A 19,076-nucleotide genomic window follows, 5' to 3' on the forward strand; every position below is an offset into this window, starting at 1 on the left:
TTAATCACCTTGCCAACGTTTTGAATGCTCATTTACAATCCCAAATTGATCCAAAAGTTTCATTGTATGGTGATCAACAAGATCTTGGATCGTTTGAGGCTGATTATAAAAAGCAGGGATCGGTGGTATGATTTGCACACCTAGTCGTGCTAATTTAGTCAAGTTTTCCAAGTGAATGGCATTTAATGGCGTTTCACGAGGAACAATAACTAACTTTCGTTGCTCCTTCATTGTTACATCAGCAGCACGTGCAATCAGGTTGTCGCCTAAACCAACAGAGATACCTGCGACTGTTTTCATACTTGCCGGTACGATGATCATTCCATCGGTCAAAAATGATCCGCTGGCGACAGCAGCACCTAAATCTTTGTTTGAATAATGGTAATCAAACAGGCTTTCGAATTCATTTAGTGATAAGTCGGATTCCAGCTTTAAGTTCTGTTTTGCCCATGGACTGATGATTCCGTGTGTTTCTACCATCGGATATTCTTTTAGTTTCTTCACTAGGTTGATGGCATAAATGGTGCCTGAAGCGCCACTTACACCAATCACGATTTTTTTCTTCCGTTGTGCCAATTGTTCCATTTTCCGCACTCCTTTTTATGATGTCAAAACAGTTGCAGATCATTCATTATTTCAAATATTTTTCCCAATCTTTTACTTCTTGGAATTTTGCACGTACAAAATGTTCTTTCATATCGAAAGGAACTGTACCGTCAAAGATAGTTTTTGCACTCATCCCACGGAAACGAATAGAGCCAGGATTATATTCTGGTAATTCTGATGGGTCCAATGGATGGTTCCTCATTCCTGGGATCACGATGATATCTTTATCTCCTTGGAAACGAGTGTTGAAAGTCCAAACTACATCGTTCATGTCGAAAATATCAACATCTTCATCGACTAAAATGACTGTCTTCAATTCTTTGAAGGCTGATAAAGCAAGAATAGCTGCTTGACGCTGAATACCTTCATCCGCTTCGTTTTCTTTACGGATTTGCATGATGGTCATCAATTTACCACCACCTGCAGGAGGATTGTAGACATTTACTACTTTTCCTGGAATAGCTTTATCGACCAAGGCAAGAATACTTGCTTCTGTAGGAATACCGGCCATAGATACGTGTTCTTCACTGGGACCAATCGTTGTTTGCATGATTGGATTGTCTTTTCGGTGAGTAACTGCTTTGACTTTCACTACTTGTACAGCTGAATTAGCATCCCCAGTATAGCCAGGAAATTCTGGCATTGCTTTTCCTGAGTTCGTGTTGATATCTTCTTGCATTGTTTCATTTGGCATGATTTCTGCTTCAATAATGAATTCAGCACGAGCAATACCCACTTCATCGACTGCTATACCATCAACGATTTGAATAGGTTCGTTACGCAAAGCTCCTGCACACCATAGTTCATTGTAGCCAAGTGGAGTGGTAGGTGGTTCGAAAGTCGTGCCAATGGCAATTGCTGGATCTAAACCAATATTGATAGTGATAGGCATTGGTTTATTCAAGGCTTCGAATTGTTTTTGGAAGTGACCAATGTGGCGTCCGCCAGGCATGATGTACATACCGATCGTATCTTTATCTTCTAGAACCATACGATGGATCGTTACATCGCTCATTGTTTTTTCTGGATCTGATCCTAAGACTACACCCATTGTGATGTATGGACCAGCATCTTCAGGAGTATTTGTAGGTGCAGGCAAAATGTTGCGAATATCGAAGTCTGCATCGGTAGATAGATGAACGACTTCTTGTGCTGGAGCGTCTGCTTTGTCTACTTTCACAGGTTTGATTGGATTTTCTACAGCGTCTTTCAAGAAACGACCAAGTGTTCGATAATCATGGTGCAAAATTTCACCTACACGTTTACGACTAGCCATTGTTCCGATGTTCACACGTGTGCCGGGGAAACCTTTGATATTGTTGAAAGTCATAGCTGGTCCTTCTTGAGTCGGACGTTTTACTGTATCGCCAGCACCGATATAACGGTAAACACCAGATAATTCTGCTTCAGGATCGATTTCAATATCTGTTTCGTGATATTGACCTGGAAGTGTTTTTAGTTCTTCGATGACTTTTCTTAAATCATACGGTTGATCTGTCATGAGAGATTCCTCCTTAGTTGTCTTTACCTATCTATAGTAAAAGGTGAAAAAGAGGAAAACAATTCAACTTGTTCGGTAAAGTATTCTACAATGGAATGGATGCGTTTTTTTGATAATAGAATAAACTATGATATACTTATCACTAAAAGAAAGCGTATACTTAAAATTAACAGAAGGAAAGTGAAAAAATGGAGGAGTCATTTCCTAAAGCAGTAAAAGTGGAAAATATAGCGAATATTTTGAAAGTTACATTTGAAAACGGAGAAGTAAAATACGTGAAATCTCATTGGACAGAAGAGATAACCGATGCCTTGCAATTTGGAAAAAAAGGAAGAGGAAAAAGAAAAAATCTTCTCGCACTTTCTCGTAATATGTGGATTGGGACTGAAGTAACGATTGAAGCAGATGGAACAGTATTCATAAATGGAAAAGACAGGTATACGCCAGAAGAGTTGTGGTACAAAGGAAAGAAAAGTATACCAGAATTATAAAAAATAATTAAAAAAAACAGCGCGAAACAAGGAACATATTACTTCCTCGTTTCTTGCTGTTTTCTACTATTTCAGCGCTCTTATGACTCAAATATAAATGTGGTTGTCACAACCTTATTCTGCACGCAAAGCGATAGCGGCGTCTTTTTTCGCTGCCATTCGTGCAGGAAGATGACCGCCAAGCATCGTCAATATAGTAGAGACGATCACTAGAATAATCGCATGGACAGGATTTAGTTGAGCAACATTTTTTAGATCCGTCATGTTGTATAAGATGCTATTGATAGGGAACGTAGCTAGCCATGCAATAAACACACCTAATATCCCAGAAGAAATACCTAAAATACACGTTTCTGCGTCAAATACGCGAGTGATGTCTTTTTTACGTGCACCTAAAGCTTTTAGTACACCGATTTCTTTTGTCCGTTCAATCACAGATGTATAAGTAATGATACTGATCATGATCATACTTGTTACTAAAGAGATCCCTGCAAAAGCAATAAGGACATAAGTGATAGCATCCATCAATCCGCCAGTCAGTTCAGTCATCGTTCCAGCTAAATCAGTATAAATGATTTTATCTTCATCTGATTTGCCTTTATTGTAATCATCTAGATAATCCAAGATCTTTTCTTTGTCTTCAAAATTGTTCGGATAAATCATGATACTTGAAGGCAAGCTGTCTCCACCTAAATAACTAAGCAATGTTTGTTTGGCATTTTCGTCAACTTTTTCAGTAGTTAAGACATTTACATCACTGTCTCTTTGAGCTTTGACGATTTCTGATTCTTTGTTTTCGTTGACGATTTGAGTCGTTAATTGATCGCTATAAGCGATTCCTGGAGATAAGAGATTCATTGTAGAAGAAGATTTCACGCGTAGGATCCCCGAGATCTTCAATTCATCAGAAGCATTCTGATACATCGCATCATAATCTGTATTAGGGATAAAATTCCCAGTTGGAAGTTTTGTATAGTAAGTATTGTTGTTTACTAATTTGAATGTTGTACCAACGATATCATCAAAATCAAGTTTTTCGTCTTCTTTCACATCAAATCCAAGATTCTTCAATGCGTTGATATTAGTATTATTATTGCCGTCTACGATCAGCACGACATCTGTTGCTGAGGCTGGATAACTTCCGGCAAGTAAAGAATAATTGTCTTTTAAAAAGTTTTCTTTGCTAGTGTCAAGCTGTGTAGGGAAACTTGACACTCCCACACCTGTCATTGTTGACATCGTACTAGATAAAGAAAGAGATTCCGTATCAGGATTTTGATTCGAGAAGCTGACAGGCTGTACTTTGCCATTTACATCACGTAAAAGATTGATTCCTGTAGTACGGGTAAATCCGATATTATTACTTAAGTTAGGATCGATGTCTGTTACGTAATCGACGTATGTTTGATCAATCTTATTCGTGTGCTGTGCTTTATCTTCTTCGCTGACTTTTGCAGTAATCGTTTTGCTGTCTGGATAATCCGCTTTGCTTGCACCCAATCCGGCATCGTCACGAGTCTGGTTAGTCGTTACCTTAGAAATAGTAATCGGAAATTTCGCCATCGTTTCAGCTTGCGTGTTATCGATTTGTTTTTGGAATCCAGAAGAAAGGGACAGAACGATCGCGATTCCGATGATCCCAATACTGGAAGCAAAGGAGGTCAAGAAAGTACGTCCTTTTTTTGTTCGGATATTGTTGAAGGAAAGCTTCAACGCTGTCCAAAAACTCATCTTTGTTCTGCGTAAGTTAAATTGATCATCTTTTGGTCGTTCGATGTGAGGATGGGAATCTGTTAAGATCTTACCATCAGAAAATTCAATGATCCGATCTGCGTATTGATGGGCCAATTCAGGATTATGTGTGACCATGATCACTAATTTTTCTTTCGATAACTCTTGGATCAATTCCATGATCTGGATACTTGTTTCTGTATCTAACGCTCCGGTTGGTTCATCGCACAAAAGGATATCTGGGTCATTGGCTAGTGCTCGAGCGATGGCCACTCGCTGCATTTGTCCACCAGATAACTGATTTGGCTTTTTATGCATATGATCTGTCAAGCCGACCCGGTGCAATGCATCTTCTGCCCGTTTTCGTTTTTCGTCTTTAGAAACACCACTTAATGTCATCCCAAGCTCAACGTTTTCAATAATGCCTAGATGACCAATCAAGTTGTAACTTTGAAAAATGAAACCGATAGAGTTGTTTCGGTAGGCATCCCAGTCACTGTCCTTAAAGTCTTTAGTAGACTTTCCATTGATCACCATATCACCGGAATCATAATTATCTAGTCCACCAATCACATTCAGCATAGTCGTTTTACCAGAACCACTAGGACCTAAAATCGCTACGAATTCTTTTTGTCTGAAAGCGACAGACACACCATCCAATGCTTTGGTGGTGGTTTCGCCGACTTTATAATATTTTTTTATATCTTTTAATTGAAGCATAATCACCCTTCTCCCGTATTGAAATATTCGGTATACTAATAAGTATATCAGAACAATGATCGTAGTATACGAAATAAATGTTAACTGAAGATGAACTACAAGAAAAAATCTAGAAATTTTTCAAAAAACAGAGGGAGATCAATGAATCGTATTTTAGTAGTAGAAGATGATCCGCAATTACAGTTGCTTTACCGTTCTGTGTTGGAACGAGCGGGCTTTTCAGTCATCACCGCACTGAATGGAGAGGATGCGCTGAAAAAACTAGAAGCGACACATATAGAATTGATCATTACAGATGTCATGATGCCTGAAATGGATGGCTATGACTTGGTAGGATCATTACGTAACGCCAGATTCGACATGCCAGTTCTGATGATTACAGCAAAGGCTGATTTCGAGGACAAGAAACGTGGATTCAAATTAGGTGCAGATGATTATATGACAAAACCCATCGATGTCAATGAAATGATCCTGCGTGTGGAAGCATTGCTTCGACGTTCAAAAATCAATTACAGCAGTATCTTGACGATTGGGCAAACAAAATTAGAGCTGGATACTTATACAGTGGTACAAAATCAGCATTCTTTTATTCTGCCTCAAAAAGAATTTCTGCTTCTGTATAAATTACTGTCTTATCCAAACAAGATTTTCACTCGCCAGCAGTTGATGGACGATATTTGGGGATTAGACACGAATACAGAAGAACGAACGATCGATGTACATATCAAACGTTTAAGGACCCGTTTTGAAAAGACAGAAGATTTTCAAATCATCACAGTACGGGGACTAGGCTATAAGGCGGTTATTTAAAGATGAAAAAGAAGCTATTTTCACAATTATGGATCTATTTTGCTAGTATCGTATTTATTTCGATCTTAGTAACACTGCTGTGTTTTCTTGGTTTTATTTTCTTATTGTCTCGACATTCTATCTCGCCTGCTGAATCGGCTGGAAAACCAACGTTATACCCGTTATTCGTCTTTGCGGGGTTCAGTATGGTCGTGGGTACAGGAATATCGATTTTTGTTGGGCGGCGTATCCTGCATCCAATCAGTGCGCTAGGGACAAATATGAGTCTGGTAGCAACGGGAGATTTTTCGATTCGAATGGATGAACAGCAGAAAGTAGCAGAAGTACAGCAACTGTATAAAGATTTCAACGTTATGGTCCAAGAACTCAATAGTATCGAGACACTGAGGAATGACTTTGTGTCCAGTGTATCCCATGAATTCAAAACACCACTAGCAACAATCCAAGGATATGTTCAATTGTTACAAGCCCCAAATCTTTCTGACGAAGAACGCCAAATATTTTTATATCGGGTCATCGAAAGTATCACGCAGCTTTCACAATTAACAGAGAACATTTTAAAATTGAACAAACTGGAAAACCAGCGTATCCAACTGGAAAAGAAAGAGTATCGATTAGATGAACAAATCAGAGAAGTAATCGTTTTTTTGCAGCCTAAATGGGAAAAAGAACAGCTAGAATTGGATATCGAACTTGCTGCAGTAAACTATACAGGTAATGAAGAGTTTTTGTACCAAGTGTGGCTGAATATCATGGATAACGCCATAAAGTACAATCAAGTCAATGGAAAGATTCATATCAAACTATTTGAGACAGCCACAGAGATTGTACTGGAAGTGACTGATTCAGGTGTAGGAATGAATGAAGAGACCAAAGATCGAATGTTTGAAAAATTTTATCAAGGAGATACAAGTCGTCAAATTTCTGGGAATGGGCTAGGACTTTCACTGGTCAAAAAAATTCTAGAACTGCATGATGGACGTATTGATTATAGCAGTATCGAAGGAGTAGGAACGACAGCAATGATACGGTTAAGTAAACAATAGGAAAAAGAATAAAACCCCTAAAAATTCTATTGAAGATTTTTAGGGGTTTTTAGTCGTTTTTTGTGATTAGGGAAATGTTCTTACGGTTCTTTTGGCATAAAAATCGCTGCTTTCCTATTGAACTACGAGAAATGTTAGAGGTGTTATTGAAACAAGGATATGATGCAAGAAAGAGAGCGAAAGTCATGAGTCGCTCTCTTTTTGGATGGATAGATAGACAGAAAATGAAGGGCTTAGTTCTCTTCTTGTCTCAAATACTCCCAAAATGTGTCTGAAGCCAAAGAATGTTCACCGATTTTACGCGTAAATGCGAGATAACTTTCTTTTGTTGGAGAGATGGGGAGGATCACAGTATTTTCTTTTAACAGATTTTTGACTGTTTTTTCCATAACAATAGCAATCCCCATGTCATTTGCAATCATATTGATGATCAAGTCGATTCTTGCTCCTTTATAAGAGATTTTTGGTTCAAATCCAGCTTTGCGACACAGATCTAGTACAGGTTGATACAAGTTCGTAGTGGGGCCAAGGAGCAAAAAGTTCTCCTTTTTCAGTTCGCTTAGATCCAATTTCTTTTTACTAGCTAAAGGATGATTTTTAGGTAGAACTGCTACAAAATCGTCTGTTTCAGTAGGCAACCACTCAATCGAACTCGGCGGGGCCTGGAAACTTCTAGCAAAGTGGATCGTGTCACTATGTTCATTGGCGTCATTGTAAGTTAATTCGACACTTTCCACTTCTTTCAACTGGACTGTAAATTCAGGATGGCGTTTCAAAAAGTCGGTGATTTTGGAAAAACCTTTATAATTGATCATTGTCGGTATCGTTAAGATATTTAATGAAAGATTGTTGTCTTTCGTATAGGTTTCAAGCACTTCTTGCATAGCATGGTATTGTTCTACGACATTTTTTACATATGGGAGCAATAAGCTTCCAGCTTCGGTCAATTCGATTTTTCTATGGGCGCGTTCGAATAATTTGACGTCTAATTCTGTTTCTAACGAAAGAATCTGTTTAGAAATATTTCCTTGGGTGGTGAATTGTCGATCAGCAGTTTTGGTGAAATTCATTGTTTCGGCTAAATCAAGAAAAACTTCGAATTTATGGATATCCATCATATTCCTCCTACTTATTCCAATAAAGAATACTTTAACACAAAAAATGAATTGGTGTAATCTTCTCTGTCTGTTACAATCTTTCTTGCAGCGAAAGCAATAATTACAGAAATTTTTCTGATTTTTTTCGCTTCGTAGAAAAAGAGAGGAGTTTTTTGATGCCAACTGGAGTTTTGATCAATGTAGGTTCCGTTTTGCTTGGCGGACTAATTGGCGGATTAGTAGGAAATAAATTAAGTGAACATTTTAAAGCACAGCTGACGATGGTTTTTGGTGTGTGTTCGATGGGGATGGGAATCTATTCCATTGCGCCGATGAAAAATATGCCGGCTGTTATTTTTGCTTTAGTGATAGGAACAGCGATTGGTCTGATTGTTCATTTAGGTAATGGGATAAATAAGGGGGCTGCGCTGATGCAAGTACCTATTTCTAAAATCTTCCCTAGTGAAAAGCTTGGTATGACCCACGATGAATTTATCAGTACATTAGTGACGGTCATTGTTCTATTTTGTGCAAGTGGTACGGGGATCTATGGAAGTTTAGATTCTGGGATGACAGGAGACAGTACGATTTTGATTTCTAAATCTGTCCTTGATTTTTTCACAGCAGCTATTTTTGCGTGTAATTTAGGGTATGTCGTTTCTGTGATAGCAATTCCCCAATTCATTATTTTTTATATTTTGTTCTTATTGGCAAAATTTATTTATCCATTGACTACACCAGACATGATCTTAGATTTTAAAGCTTGCGGCGGATTCTTGATGGTCGCTACCGGTTTTAGAATGATCAACGTGAAAATGTTCCCAGTAGCTGACATGATACCTGCAATGATCGTTATCATGCCACTGAGCTGGATGTGGACAAATTGGATTATGCCACTGTTATAATAAAAATCAAAGAGAAGCCATTTTTTGCTGACTAAAAAGGATCAAATCTTTTAGTCAGTTTTTTTGTATTTGACAAACTAATTTTGAAACTATATTATATGTTGTATAATATAGATTGAAATAAAATATTACACTTGAGAATAGAAGGTGACGTAATGCACATCCAGATTCCAACTGTTCTTCTTGATGGTACTGTGCTAGCAGCATTAAGCAAGGAAGATATGTATGGGTATGCCTTAACAAAAATCGTACAAGAAAGTCTCTCTGTCAGTGAATCTACACTATATCCGGTTTTGAGAAGATTGAAAAAAGAAGGATATCTTGAGACCTATGATGAACCTTTTGAAGGCAGAAACCGTCGATATTACTCGTTGACACCAATGGGAAGTCGTCATTTAGAAGAAATTATTGATGAATGGATTGTTTTTCGAGATTCTTTAGACCGGTTATTGGAGGAGAGCACAAATGAATGAATATTTGAATGAAGTTGTGGATCATCTTCAAGAAATTCCTGAAGACGATCGTTTTGATTTGATCCAGTATTATGAGGAATATTTTTTAGATTCTGGAAAAACATTAGATCAGATCATTGATGAATATGGTACACCAAAGCAGTTTGCCTTAAAATTAAAAATCAGTTACTTTTCAGAAGAAGAACAAGCAGAAAACGAGTTAGTGAAAAATCCAAAAAGACAAATTCGCCTGATTTGGTTAATCATTATCGGTTTATTTGCTTCTCCTGTCCTCATTCCACTAGCACTGGGGTTTATATTGGTTATTGGGGGACTATTGGTTGCTTTACTAGCGCTCATTTTTAGTATCTATGTTTTATGTATCAGTATCTTAGGTGTTGGCCTATTCATGATCATATCAGGAATAAGTGTGTTTGGACAATCGATTCTGAGTGGATTATTCTTTATCGGTGTCGGTCTGTTCGCCACAGGAAGCGCAGTATTTATTTCGCCACTGTTGCTGAAAGGAACAAAAGGGCTTTTTTATGTCATGATGAACTTTGTTAAATGGATGGGACGACGTTTTATTACAAAAAGAGATCTGCATTCAGCGGGCGTTTGAAGGAGGACACATAAATTGAGATTGAAACATTTTTTGATTACCGGTATTGGTCTGATGCTTACTGGTGGCCTCCTAGCAGGTGCAACTTATACATTAGGCGCTCAAAAGAGTCTGACTTGGGATAATGGTCCTCGATTGATCGATATGGTTACTGAGACAAAAAAAATCAAGGATGCAAACAAAATCGTCATCCATGCAGAAAATCAAACAGTTTCGGTCATACGCGGATTGGATTTTGAGATAAAAACGACTTATGATAAGACAGAAAAGCCAGAAATAAAGGAGAAAAATGGCGTGTTGACTGTGAATGCAGTCAAAAAATCAACAGGTGCAATCATTAGTTTAGAAGACACAAGTGCACAAATCACTATTGTTGTCCCTGCAGATCATGAATTATCTGAATTGACAATCGAAGGGAATAATAGTGCAATTGATATCAACGAAGTATCAATCAAAAAAGTGAATACTAAGACACATGATGGCTGGGTATCGTTCAATGAATTTACAGGAGGAACAATAACTGCGAAAGATGAATTAGGCTCACTTCGACTAGATGAGGCCAATGTGGATAACTTGATCGTCACAGGTGAAAACAGCAACTTCCATCTAGAAGACAGTTTGATCAGCAAAGAAGGAAAAGTCATCCTAAACGGTGGTAATTTATCTTTGCATGAGATGGAAAACAGTGGCTATACTATCCAAACGTCTGGTGAATCTTATATTGAAAAAGACTACCAGCCAATAACAAATACTTTGTTAGAACAAGGACAGAAAAAGCTAAAGATCACTGCTAAAGACACATCGATCAATATTACGACGGATCAAGAGGACAATGAAACAGATTGATCCTGTACTCAACTGGATATTTTAAGAAAAAACAGCAAAGATCCTTCCAATCTTTGCTGTTTTTCATCGCTTAACGCACATAACTATAGTAAAATAAGAAAGAAAATATCTAAAAAGAAAACAGGGTGAAAGAGTATATGAAGGTAGAAGAAGGTCAAAGAGAAAAGTTAAAGACAGAAATGGAAAGATTACATACTTATATCACTCAACTAAGCCAAACCTTCTATGATCCAGACAAAGAAAAAGTGATGGTTAATTACCCGAACAATTCAGAAGGTCGCCAATTAGAGCAAGTGTACCATGAAGTTTTCAAACATTTATTGACGGTGAAGAAAGAGCTGGATTATTATTCTTTACCGATTATCGATACAGGAATATTGAAGTATGATGGGAAGAAGGAACGATTTATCTTTAAATCTGTTCGGGAAGATTTGCCTCTTTCAGCAGGGATGGATCTAGAGGTCTTGGTAGAAGACTATTTTACAGAAGAAAAGCACTGGGTTCGAACAAAATTGGATTATTTACCGCAGGCAGCCGGAGGGACACAGGCAAGCGGTTGGTACATCACTGAAGACAAAGAGTTAGAACTAGAAGGTGTAATGGCGCGTATTCGAAAAAAAATTAAAAAAGTAACATTAGATATTTATTGAAGGATAAAGGAGCGCAGGAAGTAGTATGAGAGAAAAAAGAGCATTTTATATCAATGGTTATGCAGGGATTGTCGGATTGGTCGTATTAGCTTTAGTTGGATTGTTTTTCTTCTATTTAGGCATGTGGCAAGCGAAAGTTTGGGCACTTTTTTTAAGTATTTTTCTTTGGTTGATCACGTTATTGTTGTTAAGTTCGGCAACTGTAGTCAGTCCTAATCAAGCAAAAGTAATTTTGTTTTTTGGACAATATTTAGGTACGATTCGAGAAAATGGCTTTTTCCTTACGATACCTTTGGCACAAAAAATGACTGTTTCGTTGAAAGTTCGGAATTTCAATAGTTCTGTTTTAAAAGTCAATGATTTGGATGGAAACCCCATCGAAATCTCAGCAGTAGTAGTCTTTAAAGTCGTTGATACAGCAAAGGCATTATTCGATGTAGCGTATTATCAAGATTTTGTAGAAATCCAAAGTGAGACAGCCATTCGGCATATCGCTAGCCAATACCCGTATGATACATTCAATGAGAATGATTTGACGCTTCGAGGAAACACGACGGCAGTGTCTGACGAGTTGCAAAAAGAGCTGCAAGAGCGTTTAGCAGTAGCAGGTGTCGAAGTAATCGAAACACGCTTGAACCATTTAGCCTATGCAACAGAAATCGCTAGTGCCATGCTCCAACGTCAACAAGCAAAAGCCATTTTGTCTGCTCGACAAACCATTGTTGAAGGAGCTGTCACGATCACTAAAATGGCCTTAGAGCAAATCGAAGATGGACAAGAAATCAATTTCACCGATGATCGGAAAGTCCAATTGATCAATAATTTACTTGTCTCAATCATTACAGACAAAGGAACGCAACCTGTTATCAATACAGGCGACATGAAAGACCGTAAGTGACATACTTTTTGTAAGATAGGAAGAAGGAGTTTAGGACGGATTATTGTCTTGAACTCTTTTTTTAGTTGTTTTAAAGAAAATGACAAAATTGAAAGAAGAATGATAGTTGATTCGAAGGCAGAATTGTTCGCTTTTTTCTATAATCAGTATATAAAGTAAGAGAGAAGGGGAAAAAGTGAAAAAACTTCTGATCGGTCTACTTGTTTTCATCGTTGTGGTACTTGCAGGGGTGAAAATCGCAGATTACGTAGTTATGGGTGGAGAAGAATACTATGTACAAATTACGACAGATGGTACAAAAACAGTTTCAAAATCAGACTCTGGACAAGAAACAGTCAACTATAGATATATCCTGCCTGGCTATACGAAAGAGGGTAAGGAAAAAGAACTGGACTTCAAGGGACAATTGACTCGACCGCTTCGTAAAGGAGCATATTTAAAAATCACCTGGAACAAAAATAAAGGTGTCACTTCGTATGAAGAAGTCGAAAAAAAAGACGTGCCGAAAACAGCACTGGAAAAACTAATTAAAGGGTAGGGAAAGAAATAAACAAAATAGTCGAAGTACAGAATGTAACAAAAGTATACGGAAAAAACAATGAGAAAAAGACGCAAGCATTAAGCGGCATCAGCTTCGATGTAGAAAAAGGCGAATTTATTGGGATCATGGGCGCTTCTGGTTCTGGTAAATCGACACTTTTGAATATTTTATCCACATTAGATAAACCAACAGATGGGCATATCCGAATCAATCAAAAAGATGTGACTACATTAAAAGGAAATCAACTAGCAGATTTTCGTGCGAATGAGATTGGCTTTATTTTCCAAGACTTTAATTTATTAGAAAGCTTGACAGCACAAGAAAATATCGCTGTTCCTCTTTCTTTACAAGGCGTCAGACCAAAAGAAATCAAGCAACGTGTCCAAAAAATTGCAGAACGTTTATCCATCTCTCATATTTTGGAAAGCTATCCTTCTGAGATTTCCGGTGGACAAAAACAACGGGTCGCCGCCGCACGTGCATTGATCACACAACCAACGATTCTATTAGGGGATGAGCCTACAGGTGCGCTGGATTCCAAAAGTGCCCGGGATCTTTTAGATACGATGGACGAATTGAATACAAAAGATCATGTATCGATTCTTCTTGTGACGCATGATCCGTTTTCTGCAAGTTATTGCCAACGTATTTTATTCATCAAGGATGGCGGTATCCATCAAGAAGTGAAACGTGGAGATCAAAGCCGTGATTCCTTCTATCGAGAAATACTATCTATTCTTGGAAACTTGGAACAGTAGGGGGAGATTGACTATGCTTTGGAAATTATCACTTACTGGGATAAAGAGCCGTTTAAGAGACTACCTGGTGTTATTCTCAGGATTAGTTATGGCATCTGCTATTTTTTACATGTTTGAATCAATGGCAAGCAACGAAGCTTTTTTGAAAAGTAATACGATCGTTGCGGCTACAGTTATCATTTTCCGATTCGGTTCTGTTTTACTAGGGATCATCACATTCGTTTATATTTTATATGCAAATTCCTTTTTGATGACGATGCGGCAAAAAGACTATGCAATGTTTATGATGCTAGGAGCAAAAGGCAGAAAAATCGCACAGATGATTTTTTCTGAAACATTCTTAGTAGGGATCGCAGCTACTTTAGTGGGTTCAGCTGTCGGTGTAGGATTGACAAGTATCGTCCACCGATTATTAGTGGATCAGTTAGATCTCAATATTTCGCATTTTACACCTTTTAGTATTCACGGGTTGTTGATCACTGTTTTGTTTTTTGCTGTTTTGTTTTTATTAGCTGCTGTTGTCAATGCTTTTTCTATTGTCAAAAAACCGATATTAGCATTGATTCGTGCGGATCAGACACCAACAAGAATCAAGCAGCATAAATTCTTGTTTTTCCTTGAAGTAGTACTGGGGATTGCTTTTCTAGGCTGCGGTTACTATATGATGAAACACGTGGGGACCTATCAAGTCTTTGGTATAGGGGTAGCCTTAGTTACGATCGTATTAGGAACTTATTTCATTTTCCATTCTGTGATCATTTTCTTTTTATCATTACTAAAGAAATCAGAACAGATTTCATTGAAAAAATTGAACAATTTCACATTGTCACAGTTAAACTTTCGTATTCGTGAATATACACAAATGCTCTCAATGGTCGCTATGCTGTTTGCCTTGGCACTGGGCGCTTTGACGGTAGGATTAGGTTTTAAAAATGAAATTGCAGACTTGACAGAAAACAATTCTGGATATGATCTAGTGATGAATAATCCTCGGGCAGAAGATCAGCAAAAAATCAAAGAACTTTCACCAACACTTTCTGCTTCTTATACTCAAAAAGAAGATGCGGGAACGATTTACTATAATGCAAGTGAATTTGCGGCTCAACCATTGATCATGATAAAACATGAAGATGGAACACCGCCGAAGATCACGAAAGAAAAAGTTCCTGCTGAAAAAATGAATGAACTGACTGTACAAGAGGAACTTCGAAGCTATGAATTGCCGGAACAGCAAGAAAAAGAAATCAAGGTAGTCAGTCAATCAGAATTTGATCAACTGAACTTGCCACAATCCACTTTACAGCTAGTTCAGGTAAAAGACTTCCAAGCAAACCTGAAACCAATCGAAACACTTGTTGCTCAAAATAAAATGAACAATCCATCTTTGCAAAAAGTAGAGTACAGCAACCAGAAATATGAAATGTATGAAGTGTATAATTGTCTATTCTCTGGTTTTGAATTTATGGGATTCTTCCTAGGTTTAGCTTTCTTGACCATGCTTGCTAGCTGTTTGATGTTCAAGATCTTGTCAGGAAGCAAGAGTGACATTGCTCGTTATGAAATGCTTGAAAAGATAGGAACACGACGCGGGTTGCTTAAACAATCGATCCGTAGAGAAGTAGGCGTGTTATTCTTAGCACCAGGAATCTTAGGTGTAGTCCATGTCTTATTCGGATTACAAATGTTTAGTCTATTCATGCAAAATCCATACAAAGATATTTGGGTTCCGTTTACGATCTTCTTCGTATTGTATTTCATCTACTATGTACTGACGACATGGTTATATACTGGAATCGTATTGAAAAAGAGATTGTGAAAAAGCTGTCCTGCATCAAGTAATAAGAACAGCCAAGCAAAAATAGCTCCTCATATTTTTCGTTTGGTTGGGCTTATTACCGCAGATGCAAGCTTTTGAACACCGTTTGTTCGGAAAAAGAGGTTGTGACAATATTTTTGTCACAACCTTTTTTTCACGGTCTTTTATTAAAATATAGTAAATTTTTTCTCGTTACTCACGGAATAAGCTGTTAAGAAAACGGTTTCCATGTATACTGGAATCAGTGCAAATGAAAGAAAAGAGGGTGCAAGGAACATGGAAATCAATGAACAAAATTTTGGCGAAAACTATCACTTGATTACGATCACGAATCAAAATGGGACATCTTTGTCTGTCAGTGATCTTGGGGCACGGGTTGTTCATTTTCAAACAATAATCGATAATGAAAAACGAGAGTTGATCTTAGGTTTTGATGAAGCAAAAGAATATCTAGAAAAAGACCCTTATATCGGTGCTTCAATCGGACGTATGGCTGGACGGATTACGAATGGCACATTCAAATTAGATGATGAAACGTTCGAAGTAAAAACAGACCCGGACACTGGTCATTGTTTACATGGTGGTGCACCTAGCTTTGAAGCCAAGCAGTGGCATTATACAGTCATCAATGGTGAAAACGAAGCATCGGTCATTTTCTATCAGACTAGCCCAGATATGGAAAACGGATTTCCTGGAACTTTAGATGTAGAAGTACGGTATACGCTGACGAACGATGATACATGGCGAGTGACGGTCCAAGGGATCAGTGACCGCAAAACAGTATTCAATCCTACAAATCATGTCTATTTCAATTTAACCGGTGATCCAGCACAGTCAATCGACGAACATATACTTTGGTTGAATAGCCGATTATTTGCTACGCTCAATAAAGATACAACGCCTACAGAAGAAGTAGTTTCAGTAAGTGGCACAGCATTTGACTTCCAACGTCCTAAAAAATTAGGTGAGGTCTTTGCCAGTGATTTTCGCCAATCAATGATAGTGGGCGGTATCGATCATCCATTTTTGTTGAAAAAACAATCTGGTTTACTAAATGCTGCGGAATTGACAAGCCCAGATGAAAAAGTATCGATCCAAGTAAAAACAGGTGCTTCAGGAATCGTGATTTTTACAGCAAATTTTGGAGAAGATGGACCGGAAATGCGCGGGAATAAATTAGTAAATCATGGCGGTATCACATTTGAGACTCAAGAACTGCCAGGAGCGGAGCGACTTGAAAGTTTTGGAGATGTCACTCTGGAACCTAACCAAGTACGCGAGTTTGTAACGGAATACAAAATAAATATAAAGAAATAGAATAAATTAAAAAGGGAGTGTGACAGTGTCACATCCCCTTTTTAATTTATTCTATTTCTTTAAAGGCAGATCAAGCCAGAATGATTTGTCTAAACTTAACAAGGTTAGTACAGGAACAGTTGCAGCTTTAACTGTACGAGTAGTTGTTTCTGGTATCTGTCTTGCCGTAAAATTGTTCCACAAATCCCAGATTGAAGCGACACGGAAGATGGAAGAAGCGTTGTTGACGCGTTTTATCGTTGAAAATTCTAATCCTGTGATTGGCACGCCATCTGTTGTCCATTTGATTGGCACATCGAATCGCTTAGACATATTGAGGATTTCAGCGTTTGCTTCTTCAGTTGTTGCTGCTTCTTTTTTCGGTTCATCATATTTTGTCAGGTCGTACGCTTCGATGATCGCGTTCAATTTTTGTGAATATTGGCGATCTGTAGCATAACTTCCTTCCAAATATTTGGTTGCTTCTTTGTAGTCTTTTGTTTCCGACTTCCAAGTTGGTTTGTAGAAATCAGGATTGCCAGTCAGTCCATTTTTGATCAAGTCGGCATAGTCTTCCAAACTTTCCTTGTAAGAAGGATATTTACGGAATTGTGCGCGGATTTGGTAGCTTTGTCCGGAACTATCTTGTTCAAGTGTATTGAAGGTCACGCTGCTTCCATTATATGATCCTTTGATACCAAAAAGGTTATGATTTGGTTCGCTTGATAATAAGCTGTTTCCAGATCCACTTTCAAGGATAGCTTGAGCCATCATGACTGATGCGTAGATTCCTTCTTTTTGCCCGATTTCCTGTGCATCATCTGCAATCTTTTTCAAGAACTGATCAGTTGTTTGGTTTTGACTGAAATGGAACGAGCCATCTAATCCATCTAAAATAGATGAACCAGTTAGCGAGCCTGAAGCAGCAGGTAAACCTGCTAAGTTTACTCGGACAGCAAAATCAGGCGTGAAATCTGAAATAGAAGTTACTCGAACTTTATCTCCTGGTTGGGGCGCATGGATAAATTGTCCGTTCCCAATATAGATACCTACATGGTGAGTAACACCGGAAGAAGGTCCCCAGAAGACGAGATCGCCAGGTTGGGCCTGACTTACTGGAATCTGCGTACCTGCATATTGCTGTTCGCCTGTCCAGCCACCGATATAATGACCGGTTGCTTTCATATATACGTAATAAATCAAACCAGAACAGTCAAAAGTATTTGGACCTTTTGCTCCCCATACATATGGTTTTCCAAGATGCTCGAATGCTTCTCGAACGATTGCTTGTTGGACATTCGTTGTATTTGTAGGCAATACAGCATCAATTGGTGATTTTACAACAAAATCAGAAGAAGCAGAAGATGGATTCTCTATACCGCTTTGATTTGCTGTATTTGGACGAGATGAAGCATTGTTCGTTCCGCCATTCGATGAACCATTGTTTGGATGGTTTGGTTCTCTCTGAGTATTTCCATTGTTATTCGATCCAGATGGGTTTGTTTGATTCGAAGAATTCCCGTTGTTCGAATTATTGTTATTATTGTTTGAATTATTTGAACCATTATTATTGTTGTTATTGTTGTTATTACCCACATCTGGTTTGTTTGGCGTTTCCGGATCTGGTGTACTAGGGACTTCTTCACTAGGATCAGTTGGTTTCTCTGTTGAAGTATCCGGTACAGGTTCAAATTCTGCAGTAATAGATAAATTGTTCGTACCTACTGTAAAGGTCTTTGCATCATAATTTACTTCTTTGGCACCATTAACAGCGACTGAAGCAATTTGTTCACCTTCAGCTGGCGTAATAGTGTAAGTTACCTTCGTTTCCGCTGATAAACCTTCTACCGTTCCACTTTCCGTAATATCCAAAGGTTGCTGTTCAGGGGAATCCGCTGTCGAAGCAGTCAGTTGGATCTTACCAATCAAAGAAGGAGCAATTGTAAGGGAATATGTCTCGGCTGGCTTTTCATTTTCTGATGGATCAGCCGGATCAATTTCAGTTGGCTCGGTCGATCCTGTTGTTGAGTTAGTTGTTCCAGTTGGGTCTTCTGTAAAAGAATCCGTTGTTTCACTAGTAGCTGAGCTGGATGTAGTCGTATCTGTTGTGACTGTTTGACCAGCTGTTTGATTATCTACGGCAAATACGGTATTGGTCGACAAAACAGACGGAGCAATCAGCCAAGTAGCAGCTAGCAAACGTATCGTTTTTTTATTTTTCATAATAAACTAGTCCTTTTCCTTTCATTGATTTTCTGTCTTATTCAGCATTCATTAGACATTTTTTGGA

General features: G+C 38.2%; 18 protein-coding genes. 13 read left to right on the plus strand and 5 right to left on the minus strand.

What is annotated here, in order from left to right:
• The gene (locus MKX69_RS02125; RefSeq protein WP_002293209.1) at window positions 1-585 is read right to left on the minus strand and encodes a UbiX family flavin prenyltransferase; all 585 of its coding nucleotides are present in this window, start codon (window positions 583-585) and stop codon (window positions 1-3) included.
• A gap of 46 nt (window positions 586-631) precedes the next feature.
• Complete coding sequence (locus MKX69_RS02130) at window positions 632-2,107, minus strand: UbiD family decarboxylase (protein WP_002339564.1); 1,476 nt, start codon at window positions 2,105-2,107, stop codon at window positions 632-634.
• A gap of 188 nt (window positions 2,108-2,295) precedes the next feature.
• Here MKX69_RS02130 and MKX69_RS02135 point away from each other — a divergent pair, with 188 nt between their 5' ends.
• On the plus strand, window positions 2,296-2,598 hold the full coding sequence (locus MKX69_RS02135; RefSeq protein WP_002286327.1) for a hypothetical protein: 303 nt from the start codon (window positions 2,296-2,298) through the stop codon (window positions 2,596-2,598).
• 114 nt (window positions 2,599-2,712) lie between these two features.
• Here the strand turns inward: MKX69_RS02135 and MKX69_RS02140 are convergent, their stop codons facing one another.
• Window positions 2,713-5,049, minus strand: coding sequence for an ABC transporter ATP-binding protein/permease (locus tag MKX69_RS02140; protein ID WP_002319201.1), 2,337 nt, complete (start codon window positions 5,047-5,049; stop codon window positions 2,713-2,715).
• A gap of 141 nt (window positions 5,050-5,190) precedes the next feature.
• Here MKX69_RS02140 and MKX69_RS02145 point away from each other — a divergent pair, with 141 nt between their 5' ends.
• A complete protein-coding gene (locus MKX69_RS02145) occupies window positions 5,191-5,859 on the plus strand; it encodes a response regulator transcription factor (RefSeq protein ID WP_002297412.1) in 669 nt (222 codons plus the stop codon).
• Window positions 5,860-5,861: 2 nt separating this feature from the next.
• Window positions 5,862-6,905, plus strand: a complete 1,044-nt coding sequence (locus tag MKX69_RS02150; RefSeq protein WP_002339566.1) for a HAMP domain-containing sensor histidine kinase — start codon at window positions 5,862-5,864, stop codon at window positions 6,903-6,905.
• A 233-nt stretch (window positions 6,906-7,138) separates the two neighbouring features.
• On the opposite strand, the gene MKX69_RS02155 is transcribed toward MKX69_RS02150, so the two are convergent.
• Window positions 7,139-8,020: a LysR family transcriptional regulator gene (locus tag MKX69_RS02155; protein ID WP_002339567.1), complete on the minus strand. Its 882-nt coding sequence runs from the start codon at window positions 8,018-8,020 to the stop codon at window positions 7,139-7,141.
• A 158-nt stretch (window positions 8,021-8,178) separates the two neighbouring features.
• On the opposite strand from MKX69_RS02155, the gene MKX69_RS02160 reads away from it, so the two are divergent.
• The 10 genes from MKX69_RS02160 to MKX69_RS02205 all read left to right on the plus strand — a co-directional run bounded on the left by MKX69_RS02160 (window position 8,179) and on the right by MKX69_RS02205 (window position 16,807).
• Window positions 8,179-8,907, plus strand: a complete 729-nt coding sequence (locus MKX69_RS02160) for a DUF554 domain-containing protein (protein ID WP_002294613.1) — start codon at window positions 8,179-8,181, stop codon at window positions 8,905-8,907.
• 155 nt (window positions 8,908-9,062) lie between these two features.
• A complete protein-coding gene (locus MKX69_RS02165; protein ID WP_002286315.1) occupies window positions 9,063-9,380 on the plus strand; it encodes a PadR family transcriptional regulator in 318 nt (105 codons plus the stop codon).
• The gene (locus tag MKX69_RS02170; RefSeq protein WP_002286313.1) at window positions 9,373-9,981 is read left to right on the plus strand and encodes a DUF1700 domain-containing protein; all 609 of its coding nucleotides are present in this window, start codon (window positions 9,373-9,375) and stop codon (window positions 9,979-9,981) included. Before MKX69_RS02165 ends, MKX69_RS02170 begins: the two co-directional genes overlap by 8 nt.
• 54 nt (window positions 9,982-10,035) lie before the next feature.
• Window positions 10,036-10,827: a DUF4097 family beta strand repeat-containing protein gene (locus MKX69_RS02175; RefSeq protein WP_002322196.1), complete on the plus strand. Its 792-nt coding sequence runs from the start codon at window positions 10,036-10,038 to the stop codon at window positions 10,825-10,827.
• Between the two features lie 137 nt (window positions 10,828-10,964).
• A complete protein-coding gene (locus tag MKX69_RS02180; protein WP_002339568.1) occupies window positions 10,965-11,477 on the plus strand; it encodes a DUF5348 domain-containing protein in 513 nt (170 codons plus the stop codon).
• A gap of 25 nt (window positions 11,478-11,502) precedes the next feature.
• The gene (locus tag MKX69_RS02185; protein ID WP_002319206.1) at window positions 11,503-12,375 is read left to right on the plus strand and encodes an SPFH domain-containing protein; all 873 of its coding nucleotides are present in this window, start codon (window positions 11,503-11,505) and stop codon (window positions 12,373-12,375) included.
• 175 nt (window positions 12,376-12,550) lie between these two features.
• Window positions 12,551-12,913, plus strand: coding sequence for a YxeA family protein (locus MKX69_RS02190; protein ID WP_002286306.1), 363 nt, complete (start codon window positions 12,551-12,553; stop codon window positions 12,911-12,913).
• A gap of 8 nt (window positions 12,914-12,921) precedes the next feature.
• The gene (locus MKX69_RS02195; protein WP_002286304.1) at window positions 12,922-13,674 is read left to right on the plus strand and encodes an ABC transporter ATP-binding protein; all 753 of its coding nucleotides are present in this window, start codon (window positions 12,922-12,924) and stop codon (window positions 13,672-13,674) included.
• 13 nt (window positions 13,675-13,687) lie between these two features.
• Entirely contained in the window at window positions 13,688-15,490 is a 1,803-nt protein-coding gene (locus MKX69_RS02200) for an ABC transporter permease (protein ID WP_341008597.1), read from the plus strand.
• Between the two features lie 276 nt (window positions 15,491-15,766).
• The gene (locus MKX69_RS02205) at window positions 15,767-16,807 is read left to right on the plus strand and encodes an aldose epimerase family protein (RefSeq protein WP_114635064.1); all 1,041 of its coding nucleotides are present in this window, start codon (window positions 15,767-15,769) and stop codon (window positions 16,805-16,807) included.
• Window positions 16,808-16,858: 51 nt separating this feature from the next.
• Here the strand turns inward: MKX69_RS02205 and MKX69_RS02210 are convergent, their stop codons facing one another.
• Window positions 16,859-19,009, minus strand: coding sequence for a glucosaminidase domain-containing protein (locus tag MKX69_RS02210; protein ID WP_114635063.1), 2,151 nt, complete (start codon window positions 19,007-19,009; stop codon window positions 16,859-16,861).
• Window positions 19,010-19,076 lie beyond the last annotated feature (67 nt).

Origin of the sequence: Enterococcus sp. FSL R5-0957 (genome assembly GCF_038008005.1) — a bacterium.
Taxonomy (GTDB): domain Bacteria; phylum Bacillota; class Bacilli; order Lactobacillales; family Enterococcaceae; genus Enterococcus_B; species Enterococcus_B faecium.

Excerpts from the sequence above, each read along its gene's own strand:
- MKX69_RS02125 (WP_002293209.1), bottom strand. The coding sequence starts at position 585 with ATGGAACAATTGGCACAACGGAAGAAAAAAATCGTGATTGGTGTAAGT.
- MKX69_RS02130 (WP_002339564.1), bottom strand. The coding sequence starts at position 2,107 with ATGACAGATCAACCGTATGATTTAAGAAAAGTCATCGAAGAACTAAAA.
- MKX69_RS02135 (WP_002286327.1), top strand. The coding sequence starts at position 2,296 with ATGGAGGAGTCATTTCCTAAAGCAGTAAAAGTGGAAAATATAGCGAAT.
- MKX69_RS02140 (WP_002319201.1), bottom strand. The coding sequence starts at position 5,049 with ATGCTTCAATTAAAAGATATAAAAAAATATTATAAAGTCGGCGAAACC.
- MKX69_RS02145 (WP_002297412.1), top strand. The coding sequence starts at position 5,191 with ATGAATCGTATTTTAGTAGTAGAAGATGATCCGCAATTACAGTTGCTT.
- MKX69_RS02150 (WP_002339566.1), top strand. The coding sequence starts at position 5,862 with ATGAAAAAGAAGCTATTTTCACAATTATGGATCTATTTTGCTAGTATC.
- MKX69_RS02155 (WP_002339567.1), bottom strand. The coding sequence starts at position 8,020 with ATGGATATCCATAAATTCGAAGTTTTTCTTGATTTAGCCGAAACAATG.
- MKX69_RS02160 (WP_002294613.1), top strand. The coding sequence starts at position 8,179 with ATGCCAACTGGAGTTTTGATCAATGTAGGTTCCGTTTTGCTTGGCGGA.
- MKX69_RS02165 (WP_002286315.1), top strand. The coding sequence starts at position 9,063 with ATGCACATCCAGATTCCAACTGTTCTTCTTGATGGTACTGTGCTAGCA.
- MKX69_RS02170 (WP_002286313.1), top strand. The coding sequence starts at position 9,373 with ATGAATGAATATTTGAATGAAGTTGTGGATCATCTTCAAGAAATTCCT.
- MKX69_RS02175 (WP_002322196.1), top strand. The coding sequence starts at position 10,036 with ATGCTTACTGGTGGCCTCCTAGCAGGTGCAACTTATACATTAGGCGCT.
- MKX69_RS02180 (WP_002339568.1), top strand. The coding sequence starts at position 10,965 with ATGAAGGTAGAAGAAGGTCAAAGAGAAAAGTTAAAGACAGAAATGGAA.
- MKX69_RS02185 (WP_002319206.1), top strand. The coding sequence starts at position 11,503 with ATGAGAGAAAAAAGAGCATTTTATATCAATGGTTATGCAGGGATTGTC.
- MKX69_RS02200 (WP_341008597.1), top strand. The coding sequence starts at position 13,688 with ATGCTTTGGAAATTATCACTTACTGGGATAAAGAGCCGTTTAAGAGAC.
- MKX69_RS02205 (WP_114635064.1), top strand. The coding sequence starts at position 15,767 with ATGGAAATCAATGAACAAAATTTTGGCGAAAACTATCACTTGATTACG.
- MKX69_RS02210 (WP_114635063.1), bottom strand. The coding sequence starts at position 19,009 with ATGAAAAATAAAAAAACGATACGTTTGCTAGCTGCTACTTGGCTGATT.